We start from the raw sequence: 12842 nt of genomic DNA, 5'->3' as shown, positions 1-12842 counted from the left end.
CGCACAGGCGGTTGTCACAGGAGCGTCGTACGATGTCCCTCGTGCCAGCAGTCAATTTGGGTATGCCCAAGGTCCCCGAAGTCCTTGCCCCGCGACGCAAGTCGCGGCAGATCAAGGTCGGTAAGGTCCTGGTCGGCGGCGACGCTCCCGTCAGCGTCCAATCGATGACCACGACCCCTACGCCGAACATCAACGCGACGCTCCAGCAGATCGCCGAGCTCACGGCCTCCGGCTGCGACATCGTGCGCGTCGCGGTGCCCAGTCGCGACGACGCCGAGGCGCTTCCCATCATCGCGAAGAAGAGCCAGATCCCCGTCATCGCGGACATCCACTTCCAGCCCAACTACGTCTTCCAGGCGATCGACGCCGGGTGCGCCGCGGTCCGCGTGAACCCGGGCAACATCCGCAAGTTCGACGACCAGGTCGGCAAGATCGCCGCCGCGGCGAAAGCCGCCGGCGTCAGCATCCGCATCGGTGTCAACGCGGGGTCCCTCGAGCCGAGCCTGCTGCAGAAGTACGGCAAGGCGACGCCCGAGGCGCTCGTCGAGTCCGCCGTGTGGGAGGCCTCGCTCTTCGAAGAGCACGACTTCCACGACTTCAAGATCTCGGTCAAGCACAACGACCCGATCGTCATGGTCAAGGCCTACCGTCAGCTCGCCGAGCGCGGCGACTGGCCGCTGCACCTCGGCGTCACCGAGGCGGGTCCCGAGTTCCAGGGCACCATCAAGTCCGCGACCGCGTTCGGCATCCTCCTGTCCGAGGGCATCGGCGACACCATCCGCGTCAGCCTCAGCGCCCCGCCGGCCCAAGAGGTCAAGGTCGGCCTGCAGATCCTGCAGTCGCTCAACCTGCGCGAGCGCAAGCTCGAGATCGTCAGCTGCCCGAGCTGCGGTCGCGCTCAGGTCGACGTCTACAAGCTCGCCAACGACGTGACCGACGGGCTCGAGGGTATGACCGTCCCGCTGCGCGTCGCCGTCATGGGCTGCGTCGTCAACGGCCCGGGCGAGGCCCGCGAGGCCGACCTCGGTGTCGCCTCGGGCAACGGCAAGGGTCAGATCTTCGTCAAGGGCGAGGTCATCAAGACCGTCCCCGAAGCCGAGATCGTGCAGACGCTGATCGACGAGGCGAACCGCCTCGCCGCCGAGATGCCCCCGGGCGAGATCGGCTCGCCCCAGGTCGTCACCGTCTAGGTAGACCGAAACGCAACAGCACGACGCAAGGAGGCGCGGTGCGGGGAGACCCGCACCGCGCCTCCTTCGTGTGTCGGCTCGTCTTCCCGCCCGCGTGTTTCGGCGTGTGACGCGCGCGCCGCCCCGCCCGGCCCCGAGGCCCCACCATGGTGTGACCCACCGAAAGGATCCACCCCCATGTCTGACGCAGCACCCCTGATCGAGGCCCCCAAGAAGGGTCCTCGTCGTCTCATCGCGATCATCGTCGCCCTCGTGATCGTCCTGGCCGCCGTCGGTATCGGCATCGCCGTGACCCGTGGCAACGGCGCGGGCTCCGCGCAGACCGTCCGCATCGGCGTGGTGGGTGCGAGCGACCCCTACTGGAAGACCTTCGTGTCGGCCGCGAAGGACGAGGGCATCGACGTCAAGCTCGTCGACTACGCCGACTACGAGCAGCCGAACCCCGCCCTGGCGGACGGCGAGCTCGACCTGAACCAGTTCCAGCACATCGTGTACCTGGCGCAGTACGACCAGAGCTCGGGCAACGACCTGGTTCCGATCGGCTCCACCGCGATCTACCCGCTGCCGCTCTACTCCACTAAGTACAAGAGCGTGAACGACTTCCAGCAGGGCGACACCGTCGCCGTGCCGGACGACACGAGCAACCTGGCCCGCGCCCTGCTCGTGCTGCAGAGCGCCAAGCTCATCACGCTGAAGGACGGCGGCACGATCTTCTCGGGTGTCAACGACATCGACGAGTCGAAGTCGAAGGTCAAGGTCTCGACCGTCAGCGCCGACCTGGCCGCCACGTCGCTCCCCGACTTCGCGGGTGCCGTCATCAACAACGACTACGCCACCAAGGCCGGGCTGAGCCCCGACGACGTCATCGCGCAGGACGACCCGAAGGACCCGTCGGCGATCCCGTACGTCAACGTCTTCGCGGCGCGCGCGGCCGACAAGGACAACGCGACCTACAAGAAGCTCGTCGAGATCTACCAGGACACGAAGGCGATCACCGACGGCGTCGTGAAGAACTCGGGCGGTACGGCGGTCATCGCCAAGGTCCCCGTGTCCGACCTCGAGAAGTCGCTGCGCGAGACCGAAGACCTCGTCGCGAAGAACGGCTGAACCGGGTGACGGCCATCACCCTGACCGACGTCGTCAAGACGTATCCGCCGCGCGAGCGCGGCGGGGCCCCGCTCACGGCGGTCGACGGCGTCAGCCTGTCGATCGCCGAGGGCGAGATCTTCGGCATCATCGGCTACTCGGGCGCGGGCAAGAGCACGCTCGTGCGGCTCGTGAACGCTCTCGAACGGACGACGAGCGGCAGCATCACCCTCGACGGCCGCGAGATCACGGGGCTGCGCGAACGGGACCTGCGCGGTGTCCGAGCCGGCATCGGCATGATCTTCCAGCAGTTCAACCTGTTCTCGTCGAAGACCGTGTGGGGCAACGTCGAGTTCCCGCTGAAGGCGGCGGGTGTGCCGGTGGCGGAACACCAACGACGCATCAGCGAGCTGCTGCACTTCGTGGGTCTGGCCGACAAGGCGCACGTGCGGCCCGACCAGTTGTCGGGAGGGCAGAAGCAGCGCGTCGGCATCGCACGGGCCCTCGCGACGTCGCCGCGCCTCCTTCTCGCCGACGAGGCGACGAGCGCCCTCGACCCCGAGACGACGCAGGAGGTGCTGGCCCTGTTGCGACGTGTCAACCGCGAGCTGGGCATCACCATCGTCGTCATCACGCACGAGATGGACGTCATCAAGTCGATCGCCGACCGGGTCGCCGTCATGGACCGCGGTCGGGTCGTCGAGACCGGGCCGACCTTCGAGGTGTTCGCGAACCCGCGGGAGGACTCGACCAAGCGCTTCGTCTCGACGGTCGTCTCCGGTGCGCCGGCCGGTGACGAGCTGGCCGGGCTCCGCCGTCGACACGACGGCACGCTGGTGACGGTGCGCCTCAGCGAGGGCGGTGTCGACCAGCGACAGGTGTTCGGCCTGCTCACCCGTCACGAGGTCTCGTTCGAGATCGTCTTCGGCGGGATCGACGAGATCCGAGGACGCACCTTCGGCACGTTGACCCTGGCGTTGTCGGGCGACCCCGCATCCGTCCGGGCCGCGGTCGCCGAGCTCGGCGACGCCGCGACCGAGATCGAGGAGGCCTGACATGGACAGTCTGATCGAACTGCAGCCCCAGCTCTGGCAGGCGGCCGTCGAGACCCTCTGGATCACGGCCCTCACCGTGCTGTTCGGCGGAATCGGTGGTCTCGTGCTCGGGCTCGCGTTGTACCTGACGCGCGCAGGCTCACTGCTCGAGAACCGCGCCGTCGCGGCCGTGCTCAACGTGTTGGTGAACGTCTTCCGGCCCATCCCGTTCATCATCTTCCTGGCGGCCGCGCAGCCCCTGGCCCGTGCGGTGATCGGAACGGGCAGCGGCAACAACGCGATCGTCTTCACGCTCTCGCTCGCGGCGTCGTTCGCGATCTCCCGCATCGTCGAGCAGAACCTGCTCACCGTGCAGCCGGGCGTGATCGAGGCCGCGCGAGCGGCGGGGGCGGGGCCAGCGCGGATCATCCGCAGCATCCTGCTGCCGGAGGCCCTCGGCCCGTTGATCCTCGGCTACACGTTCATCTTCGTGGCGATCGTCGACATGACGGCCGTGGCGGGCTACGTCGGCGGCGGCGGGCTCGGCAGCTTCGCGCTGCTGTACGGCTACCGGCAGTTCAACCCGGTCGTGACGTGGGCGGCGGTCATCCTGATCATCGTGCTGGTCCAGCTCGTGCAGTTCCTGGGCAACAGCCTGGCGCGACGAGCGCTCCGACGGTGACGTCGGCGGACTGGTTTACAGTGGGGCGCGTGACCGACACGACGACATCGTCCCCGCCGCCCGCTGTGAACCAGCCCGCCTCGTCGGTGCCGCTGGGCCCCGACGACCTCGCTCGCGCGGGTCGCATCGTCGACACGGTCTCGCGGGCGTTCTCGCGCAAGGTCGTGGGTCAGGCGAACATGCGCGACACCCTGCTCGTGGCGCTCGTCACCGGCGGGCACGTCCTGCTCGAGAGCGTGCCCGGTCTCGCGAAGACGACGGCCGCGCAGACATTGGCGCGCTCGGTGAGCGCGACGTTCACCCGCATCCAGTGCACCCCCGACCTGTTGCCGAGCGACATCACGGGTACCCAGATCTACGATGCGCAGAAGTCCACGTTCGTCACCCAGCTCGGTCCCGTGCACTCGAACTTCGTGCTGTTGGACGAGATCAACCGGTCGAGCGCCAAGACCCAGAGCGCCATGCTCGAGGCCATGCAAGAGCGGCAGACGAGCATCGGCGGGACGGTCTACCGCCTGCCCAAGCCCTTCCTCGTGCTCGCCACGCAGAACCCCATCGAGCAGGAGGGCACGTACCAGCTGCCCGAGGCGCAGCTCGACCGTTTCCTGTTGAAAGAGATCCTCGAGTACCCGACGCCGGCCGAAGAAGCCGAGATCATCCGACGCATCGAGTCGGGCGTCTACGACGAGGACGCGTCGACCGCGGCCGTCGACGCGGTGAGCGTGGACGACGTGCTCTACCTGCAAGACCTGGCCAAGCGGGTCTACATCGACGCGTCGATCGTCAACTACATCGTCCAGCTGATCTACGTCACGCGACACCCGCAGCAGTACATCCCCGGCACACTGGCCGACTACATCGACTTCGGGGCCAGTCCTCGCGCCAGTATCGCCTTCACGCAGGCCGCCCGCGCGCTCGCGCTGCTGCACGGTCGCGACTACGTCATCCCCGAAGACGTCAAGCACCTGCGCCACGGCGTACTCCGTCACCGCATCATCCTCAACTACGAGGCGGCGGCCGACGACGTCAAGGTCGAGACCATCATCGACGCCATCTTCGGCGCGGTGCAGACACCCTGACCGTGGCCAGTCTCCTGCTGCGCGTCAAGACGAAGATGAACCTCTTCGCCCACCGACGCACGCTCGACCTGCTCGAGGGCGGCTACGCGTCGGTGCACCACGGCCGTTCCCACGACTTCGACGACCTGCGCGCCTACGTGCCCGGCGACGAGGTCAAGGACATCGACTGGAAGGCCACGGCCCGCCACGGCGAGCCGCTCGTCAAGCGCTACATCGCCAGCCGCCGCCAGAACCTCGTGCTCGTGATGGACACGGGGCGCAACATGGCGGCCACCGCGACGAGCGGCGAGACGAAGAAGGACATCGCGATCATGGCGGCGGGCGCCCTCGGCTACATCGCCGCGAAGCACGGCGACGTCGTGTCGCTCGTGGCCGGTGACGAGTCGGGCACTCGGGCCTACCCGGGCGGGGCGACCGAGGCCCACCTCGAGATGCTGTTGCGTCAGGTCGACCGCCGCGTCACGCTCGACGCGCCCCGGAGCGACCTGTCCGGTGTCCTCTCGTGGGTGGCTCGTGGGCTCCGGCGTCGCTCCATGCTGCTCGTGGTGACGGACGACCTCGCGATCGACGACGCACTCGGTCGGCTGCTCCGCCGACTGCGCGCCCAACACGAGATCGTCTGGCTGACCGTCGGCGACGCCGACCTGATGACACGGAGCGGTCATGCCGCCGACGTGTACGACGTGCAAGAGATCTCGACCCTGCCGGCCTACCTCCGCGAGAACCGCCAGCTGCGCGACGAGTTCGACCGCAGTGCCGAGCGGCAGCGGGGCGACACCGAGCGCGAGCTGCAGCTGCTCGGCATCAGCAGCGAGCGTCTCGACAGCCAGTCGGCCGTGGTGCCCGGTCTGTTCACCCTGATGGAGAAGCATCGCCGTGCTGGACGATAAGGGCTTCTTCGGGCCGTACCAATATCCGCTGTGGTGGCTCTGGCTCCTCCTCGGGCTGCTGGCCGTCGGTCTCGTCGTCGCGTGGTACGTCTTCGTGGTGCTGTTCACCCGACGCCGACTCCCGCCGGCGGCACGCGCCGCGCTGCGACGGCAGAACGTCGACCCGGTCGCGGTCCGCACGAAGTACCTGGCCCTCATCGACGAGGTCGAGGCGGCGGCCGCGAGCGGTCGACTCAGCGACCGCGCCGTGCACAGCCGACTCAGCCTGCTCCTCCGGTTCTTCGTGCACGAGACGAACGGCGTGGACACGCACGTCATGACCCTCGAAGACCTGACCGAGTCCCGTCTGCCGCGCCTGGCCGGAGCCGTCGGCCAGTACTATCCGCCCGCCTTCCAGCAGGCGAACCCGGGCGACCCGCAGCGTGCGGTCCGGACGGCGCGTGAGGTCGTGACGACATGGGACTGATGTTCTGGTGGGTGCCGTTCGCGGCTCTCGCGGTCGCGGCGATCGCCGCCGTCGTCTACGTCCGGTGGCGTCGACGCGATCGCGAGCGGCTGCGTCGCCAAGGCACGCCCGTCGCGCACAGCGAACGCCTCACGTCGCTGCCGGCCTACCGACGTCTCGTCGGACGCTATCGGGCACTGCTCGTGGTCGCGCTGGTCGGCGTGATCGCACTCGGGGGGATGAGCGCGCTCCTGGCCGCCCGGGTGTCCAGCGTCTCCGTGGTCGAGCCCGAGTCGTACAAGCGGGACGTCATCCTGTGTCTCGACGTGTCGGGGTCGATGACCGAGGTCGACTCGAAGATCGCCGACACGTTCGCAACCCTCGCGAAGGGCCTCGACGGCGAACGCATCGGCCTCTACCTCTTCGACAGCTCGTCGGTCCAGGCGTTCCCGCTCACCGACGACTACGCCTACGTCCAGACGCAACTGCAGCAGTACCGCGACTCGTTCGACTCCTACGGCGAGAACGGCACCCGGTACTGGAGCGGCACCGACCTCGGCAAGGGCGCCTCGCTGATCGGGGACGGGCTCGCGTCCTGCGTGCTGGGCTTCGACGACGCCGACTCGAACACGAGACCGAAGTCGATCATCCTCGCGACCGACAACTACGTGAACGGACAGGCTCTCCTCACGCTCACCCAGGCGGGGGCACTGGCGAAAGAGAAGGGTGTGCGGGTCTACGCCATCAACCCCGCCGACTTCGGCACCGACCAGATCGCCGACCAGGTGGCGACCGAGCTGAAGACCACGGTGGACGACACCGGTGGCGGCTACTACGCGCTCGACGACGCGACGACCGTGAGTCAGATCGTCTCCGAGATCGACGCGCAGGAGGCCGGGCTGTTCACCGGCACGCGGCGTCTCGTCGTGACGGACGACCCCGGTCCGCTCACCGTGGCCGCACTGATCGTGGCGCTCGGCGGTCTCCTCCTGCTCTGGCGGGTGCGACTGTGACCGGGAGGACGGCCGCGATCGCGCAGGCCCTCGTCTTCCAGCCCGTGCTGCCCTGGTGGCTGCTCGGCGTGTTCGCCGTCCTCCTCCTCGGCGTCGTCGTCTGGCGAATCGTGGCCGAGCGTTCGTCGCGGCGACTCCTGCTCACCTGGGTCCGCCGTGGTCTGATCGTCGCCCTGCTGCTCGTCATCGCGGCACGACCCGGTGTCCCCGGGGGCTCCGCGCAGGCGTCGGTGGCCAAGCTCAACGTCTTCTTCGTCGTCGACACCACGAGCAGCATCGCGGCCGAAGACTGGGGTGACGGCCAGGCCAGGCTCACCGGTGTGCGTGCCGACATCTCGGCCATCACCGACGAACTCGCCGGTGCCCGGTTCTCGCTGATCTCCTTCGACAGCACGGCCGTCCTGCGGACACCCCTGACCGACGACGCGTCGGCCGTCGTGACGGCCGCGACGGTCATGAACCAGGAGATCACGTTCTACTCCAAGGGCAGCTCGATCAGCGAGGCCAACGAACTGCTGACGCAGCGACTGGCGGAGGCGCGGGCGAGCGACCCCGAGCGCGCCAACGTCGTCTACTACATGGGTGACGGCGAGCAGACGCTGGCCGAGGCGCCCGGCTCGTTCGCCGACGCTCGCGCCGACGTCGACGGGGGTGCGGTGCTCGGATACGGGACGGCGGCGGGCGGCCGGATGCCGGTGTTCGACGGCTACGGCGACGAGTACTCCACGAAGGAGTACATCAAAGACAAGACGAAGGCGGGGCAACCCGACGCGATCTCCACGATCGACGAGGGAAACCTGCGCCGCATCGCCTCCGAGCTGGGCGTCTCGTACGAGCACCGGACGGCCACGACATCGCTCGACGGCGCCGTGGCCGACGAACGGGCCGGTCGGGTCGCCTCGGACGAGGGTCGGGCCGACAGCGTCATCGACCTCTACTGGATCTTCGCCATCCCCCTCTTCCTGCTGATCCTGCTCGACATCGCCCTCGTGGCCAGGGCACTCGGCGAGATCCGCCCGCCCCGCCAGGGCCACGGGCCAGATCCGAGTCGAGACAGAAAGCCGGCCCGCGAGAGGATCGACGCATGACCGACACGCTCGTCCCGCCTCCGGTCGACGAGATCCAGGCCGCTCGCGCGGCGGCCGGTGAGCCGACCGTCGCCGAGTACCGTCGGCGACTCCGCCGACGGCTGCTGCTCTGGTCGCTGCCCGTCGTGCTCGTGGTGCTGCTGGTCGCGGCGAAGCTCCTCAGCTTGCCCGTCTTCGCCGCGGCGACACAGTGGGCGTACAACGAGAAGGCCTACGAGCGAGGCGTGTCGCTGACGGCGCCGCTCGGTGTCGCCAATGTCATCGAACCGTGGGTGCACCACTTCGATCGCGGCACCGCGCTGGCCCAGGTCGGCGTCCTCGACGAGGCCCGTCAGGAGTTCCTCACCGCGCTCGACAAAGCGCCGACGGGCGACGAGACCATCTCGTGCGTGATCCGCGTCGACCTCGTCCTCGTGATCGAGGCGCAGGGTGACGCGGCGATCACCGAGCTGCGCTACGCCGATGCCCAGAAGCTGTTCGAACAGGGCCAGAAGGCGATCGACGACGCACCGGAGGGCTGCTTCCAGCCCCCGGAAGACCAACAGCAACCCGACACGTCAAAGCCGCTCGACGACGCCGACGGCCGGCTCGACCAGAAGGAGCAACAGGCCCAAGGAGGCGCGGGTGGCGACACCCCGCAGCCCGGCGGTGGCCAGGACCCGGGCCAGGACCCCGGTCAGTCCGACGGCGGGGACGCCGGCTCGGGCGGATCGGGCGACCCGCTCGACCAGTTGAAGGACCAGGGCCAGCAGAGCCAGAAGGACCAGCAGCAGAACAACGACCGGCAGCGCTACTACGACCAGAACCCGGGGGAGTACGACGGCAAGCCGTGGTGACGGGCGGCGGCTCGCCTGACGTGTCCGCCGGCCCGCATACACTGGTCGGGTGTCCACACGCCTCTCCCAGCTCTTCGTCCGCACCCTCCGAGAAGACCCCTCCGACGCCGAGGTGACCAGTCACCGGCTGCTCGTGCGCGCCGGGTACATCCGCCGTCAGGCACCGGGCGTGTTCGCGTGGCTGCCGCTCGGGCTGCGGGTGAAGGCGAAGATCGAGGCCATCATCCGCGACGAGATGGCGGCTGCCGGGGCCCAAGAGGTGCACTTCCCCGCCCTGCTGCCTCGCGAGCCCTACGAGGTGACCGGCCGCTGGACGGAGTACGGTGACGCGCTCTTCCGGCTCAAGGACCGCAAGGACGCCGACTACCTGCTGGCTCCCACGCACGAGGAGGCCTTCACGCTGCTCGTGAAAGACCTGTACTCGTCGTACAAAGACCTTCCCCTCACGCTCTTCCAGATCCAGGACAAGTACCGCGACGAGGCCCGGCCCCGTGCCGGCCTGCTGCGCGGCCGCGAGTTCACGATGAAGGACGCCTACTCGTTCGACGCCAGCGACGAGGGGCTGGACACCAGCTACCAGGCGCAGCGTGACGCCTACGAGCGCATCTTCGGCCGCCTCGGGCTCGAGTACGTCATCGTCAAGGCCGACGCCGGTGCCATGGGCGGTTCGCGCAGCGAGGAGTTCCTGCACCCGATGGCCGCCGGTGAGGACACTTTCGTGCGCTCGGCGGGCGGTTACGCCGCCAACGTCGAGGCGTTCACGACGGTCGTCCCCGCCAGCGAGCCCCTCGAGGGCCGACCCGAGCCGCGCCTCCTCGACCCCGCCGACACCCCGACGATCGACACCCTCGTCGACGAGCTCAACACCGCGGCTCCTCGGGAGGACGGCCGGGCCTGGACGGCCGCCGACACGCTGAAGAACGTCGTGCTCACGTTGACGCACCTCGACGGCACGCGCGAGCTCGTCGTCGTCGGCCTGCCCGGCGACCGCGACATCGACCTCAAGCGCGTCGAGGTCGCGTTCGCCCCGGCCGAGGTCGACACCGCAGGCGATGCCGATTTCGAGAAGAACCCCGTCCTGGTCAAGGGCTACATCGGGCCCCAGGTGCTCGGAACCGAGTCGGAGTCCGGCATCCGATACGTCGTCGACCCCCGGGTCGTCGACGGCTCGTCGTGGGCGACGGGCGCGAACACGCAGGGCGTGCACGTGGTCGGCCTGATCGCCGGTCGCGACTTCGTCGCCGACGGCGTCATCGAGGCCGCGCAGGTCCGCGAGGGCGACCCGGCGCCCGACGGCTCCGGGCCCATCGAGACCGCGCGCGGCATGGAGATCGGCCACGTCTTCCAGCTCGGGCGCAAGTACGCCGAGGCCCTGGGCCTCAAAGTGCTCGACGTGAACGGCAAGCAGGTCACGGTGACGATGGGGTCGTACGGCATCGGCGTCACGCGCATCATGGCGGTCATCGCCGAGTCGAACAACGACGACAAGGGCCTCGTCTGGCCCGAGAACGTCGCGCCGTTCGACGTCCACGTCGTGGCGACGGGCAAGGACCCCGTCGTCTTCGAGGTCGCCGAGAAGCTGACGGCCGACCTCGAGGCGCACCGCCTCGACGTGCTCTACGACGACCGCCCGAAGGTGTCGCCCGGCGTGAAGTTCGGCGACGCCGAGTTGCTGGGCGTCCCGCGCATCGTCGTCGTGGGTCGCACGGCCGCCGAGGGCATCGTCGAGCTGTGGGATCGCCGCACGGGCGAGCGCACTCCGATGTCGGTCGAGGACGCCGTCTCGGCGCTTTCGGCACCCGTCGCTCGGGTATCGTAGGGGGATGCTGTGCGCGCCACCGTGCGCGCAGCCTGCAGATCTGAATAGTGGAGGCCCTCAGTGGATATCGACCTGAGCGTGCTGCGTCTCATGGAGCGCGAGCGTGAAATCCCCTTCGACGAACTCGTGCGCATCATCGAGCAGGCCATCCTGACGGCCTACCTCAAGCACACGAACCAGAACGAGAGCCGTGACCAGCCGGCTGCTCGCGTCGAACTCGACCGGAAGACGGGGCACGTGCTCCTCTACGCGATCGAGCGCGACGACGAGGGCGAGGTCGTCGGCGAGGCCGTCGACAGCCCGAGCGACTTCGGCCGCATCGCCGCCTTCGCCGCCAAGCAGGTCATCAACCAGCGTCTCCGTGACATCGGCGACGACAAGGTGCTCGGCCAGTTCAAGGGCCGTGAGGGCGACATCATCGCCGGTGTCATCCAGCAGGGGCCGAACCCCCGCATGGTGCACGTCGACCTCGGCACGATCGAGGCGATCCTCCCGCCCGAGGAGCAGGTCCCGGGCGAGAAGTACGAGCACGGCTCTCGCATCCGCGTGTACGTGACCGGTGTGAGCAAGGGCACGAAGGGCCCGCAGATCACGGTCTCGCGCACGCACCCCTCGCTCGTCCGCAAGCTCTTCGCACTCGAGGTCCCCGAGATCGCGAGCGGCGTCGTCGAGATCGTCTCGCTCGCCCGCGAGGCCGGTCACCGTACCAAGATCGCCGTGCGGGCGACCGAGCCCGGTGTCAACGCCAAGGGTGCCTGCATCGGCGAGATGGGTCAGCGCGTCCGTGCCGTCACCACCGAGCTGAACGACGAGAAGATCGACATCGTCGACTACTCGAGCGATCTGCCGACGTTCGTCGCAAGCGCGCTGTCGCCGGCCAAGGTGTCGAGCGCCTTCGTGATCGACCAGGCGACCAAGGCCGTCCGCGCGCTCGTGCCCGACTACCAGCTCTCGCTCGCGATCGGCAAGGAGGGCCAGAACGCCCGCCTCGCCGCCAAGCTCACGGGCGCGCGAATCGACATCCAGCCCGACAGCATCCTCGAGGACTAGAGCTGGATGTCGATTCGCGCGCCGGGTCGCCGACGCGCCAGCGTCGAAGGCCCGGTCGAAGGGATCGACCCATCCAGCCCGACAGCATCCTCGAGGACTAACCACCCCGATCGATGTGTCGCGTCGGGTGGATGTTGCAGGCCAACACCCACCCGACGCGACACATCGTTCCGAGGGGGAGGGGCGGCAGACAGGCCGAGGAGTCGACGGTTCACACGCCGTTCGCCCTCGGCGTCCACCCGGAAGAGAGCAGAGGGGGTAGAGTGGAACCCGTCAGAACGTGTATCGGTACTCGAACGCGCGCTCCACGGTCCTCACTCGTGAGGGTCGTCGCCCGAGACGGACGTCTGGTGGTCGATTCGACCGCCGCTCTCCCGGGGCGAGGTGCGTGGTTGACCCCCTCCATCGACGCGTTCGAGGCGGCCGTGAGGCGCAGGGCTTTCCGCCGTGCGCTTCGCCTCGACTTCGAACCAGACACCGGAGACCTGCGCGAGTACTTCGCGAGGGTGACGACCGACACACGACCAGTAGCCACGACAGAACAGGCTGAACGGCACATGGACAACTAATGAGCGGCTCGAAATGAGACCCGTCCACATTTAGTGGTCCCCTCCTGATCCGGGAAGGGAC

Annotated in this window: 13 protein-coding genes; all 13 read left to right on the top strand. The window is 68.6% G+C overall.

What is annotated here, in order from left to right:
• Window positions 1–41 precede the first annotated feature (41 nt).
• On the top strand, window positions 42–1190 hold the full coding sequence (gene ispG / locus ACPEEZ_RS08905; protein ID WP_423917662.1) for a flavodoxin-dependent (E)-4-hydroxy-3-methylbut-2-enyl-diphosphate synthase: 1149 nt from the start codon (window positions 42–44) through the stop codon (window positions 1188–1190).
• Window positions 1191–1367: 177 nt separating this feature from the next.
• A complete protein-coding gene (locus ACPEEZ_RS08900) occupies window positions 1368–2297 on the top strand; it encodes a MetQ/NlpA family ABC transporter substrate-binding protein (RefSeq protein WP_423917660.1) in 930 nt (309 codons plus the stop codon).
• 5 nt (window positions 2298–2302) lie between these two features.
• Complete coding sequence (locus ACPEEZ_RS08895) at window positions 2303–3331, top strand: methionine ABC transporter ATP-binding protein (protein WP_423917657.1); 1029 nt, start codon at window positions 2303–2305, stop codon at window positions 3329–3331.
• A gap of 1 nt (window position 3332) precedes the next feature.
• The gene (locus tag ACPEEZ_RS08890; protein WP_423917655.1) at window positions 3333–3992 is read left to right on the top strand and encodes a methionine ABC transporter permease; all 660 of its coding nucleotides are present in this window, start codon (window positions 3333–3335) and stop codon (window positions 3990–3992) included.
• A 65-nt stretch (window positions 3993–4057) separates the two neighbouring features.
• Window positions 4058–5071 carry an AAA family ATPase gene (locus ACPEEZ_RS08885; RefSeq protein WP_423924221.1) on the top strand — a complete coding sequence of 338 codons (1014 nt, stop codon included), beginning with the start codon at window positions 4058–4060 and terminating at the stop codon, window positions 5069–5071.
• 2 nt (window positions 5072–5073) lie between these two features.
• Window positions 5074–5961, top strand: coding sequence for a DUF58 domain-containing protein (locus ACPEEZ_RS08880; RefSeq protein WP_423917652.1), 888 nt, complete (start codon window positions 5074–5076; stop codon window positions 5959–5961).
• Window positions 5948–6427: a hypothetical protein gene (locus tag ACPEEZ_RS08875; RefSeq protein ID WP_423917649.1), complete on the top strand. Its 480-nt coding sequence runs from the start codon at window positions 5948–5950 to the stop codon at window positions 6425–6427. The genes ACPEEZ_RS08880 and ACPEEZ_RS08875 overlap by 14 nt, the downstream gene beginning before the upstream one ends.
• On the top strand, window positions 6418–7419 hold the full coding sequence (locus ACPEEZ_RS08870) for a vWA domain-containing protein (protein ID WP_423917646.1): 1002 nt from the start codon (window positions 6418–6420) through the stop codon (window positions 7417–7419). The genes ACPEEZ_RS08875 and ACPEEZ_RS08870 overlap by 10 nt, the downstream gene beginning before the upstream one ends.
• Window positions 7416–8507 carry a VWA domain-containing protein gene (locus ACPEEZ_RS08865; RefSeq protein WP_423917643.1) on the top strand — a complete coding sequence of 364 codons (1092 nt, stop codon included), beginning with the start codon at window positions 7416–7418 and terminating at the stop codon, window positions 8505–8507. Before ACPEEZ_RS08870 ends, ACPEEZ_RS08865 begins: the two co-directional genes overlap by 4 nt.
• Window positions 8504–9343 carry a hypothetical protein gene (locus ACPEEZ_RS08860; RefSeq protein ID WP_423917640.1) on the top strand — a complete coding sequence of 280 codons (840 nt, stop codon included), beginning with the start codon at window positions 8504–8506 and terminating at the stop codon, window positions 9341–9343. The genes ACPEEZ_RS08865 and ACPEEZ_RS08860 overlap by 4 nt, the downstream gene beginning before the upstream one ends.
• A gap of 49 nt (window positions 9344–9392) precedes the next feature.
• Entirely contained in the window at window positions 9393–11162 is a 1770-nt protein-coding gene (locus tag ACPEEZ_RS08855) for a proline--tRNA ligase (protein WP_423917638.1), read from the top strand.
• 60 nt (window positions 11163–11222) lie between these two features.
• On the top strand, window positions 11223–12212 hold the full coding sequence (gene nusA, locus ACPEEZ_RS08850; RefSeq protein WP_423917635.1) for a transcription termination factor NusA: 990 nt from the start codon (window positions 11223–11225) through the stop codon (window positions 12210–12212).
• A gap of 113 nt (window positions 12213–12325) precedes the next feature.
• Window positions 12326–12781 carry a YlxR family protein gene (locus tag ACPEEZ_RS08845; RefSeq protein ID WP_423917632.1) on the top strand — a complete coding sequence of 152 codons (456 nt, stop codon included), beginning with the start codon at window positions 12326–12328 and terminating at the stop codon, window positions 12779–12781.
• Window positions 12782–12842 lie beyond the last annotated feature (61 nt).

The sequence above is a fragment of the Frigoribacterium sp. 2-23 genome, assembly GCF_049601585.1.
Classification (GTDB): domain Bacteria; phylum Actinomycetota; class Actinomycetes; order Actinomycetales; family Microbacteriaceae; genus Frigoribacterium.
The sequence above is the reverse complement of the archived record's forward strand: the minus strand, read 5'-3'. Positions and strand labels throughout refer to the sequence as shown.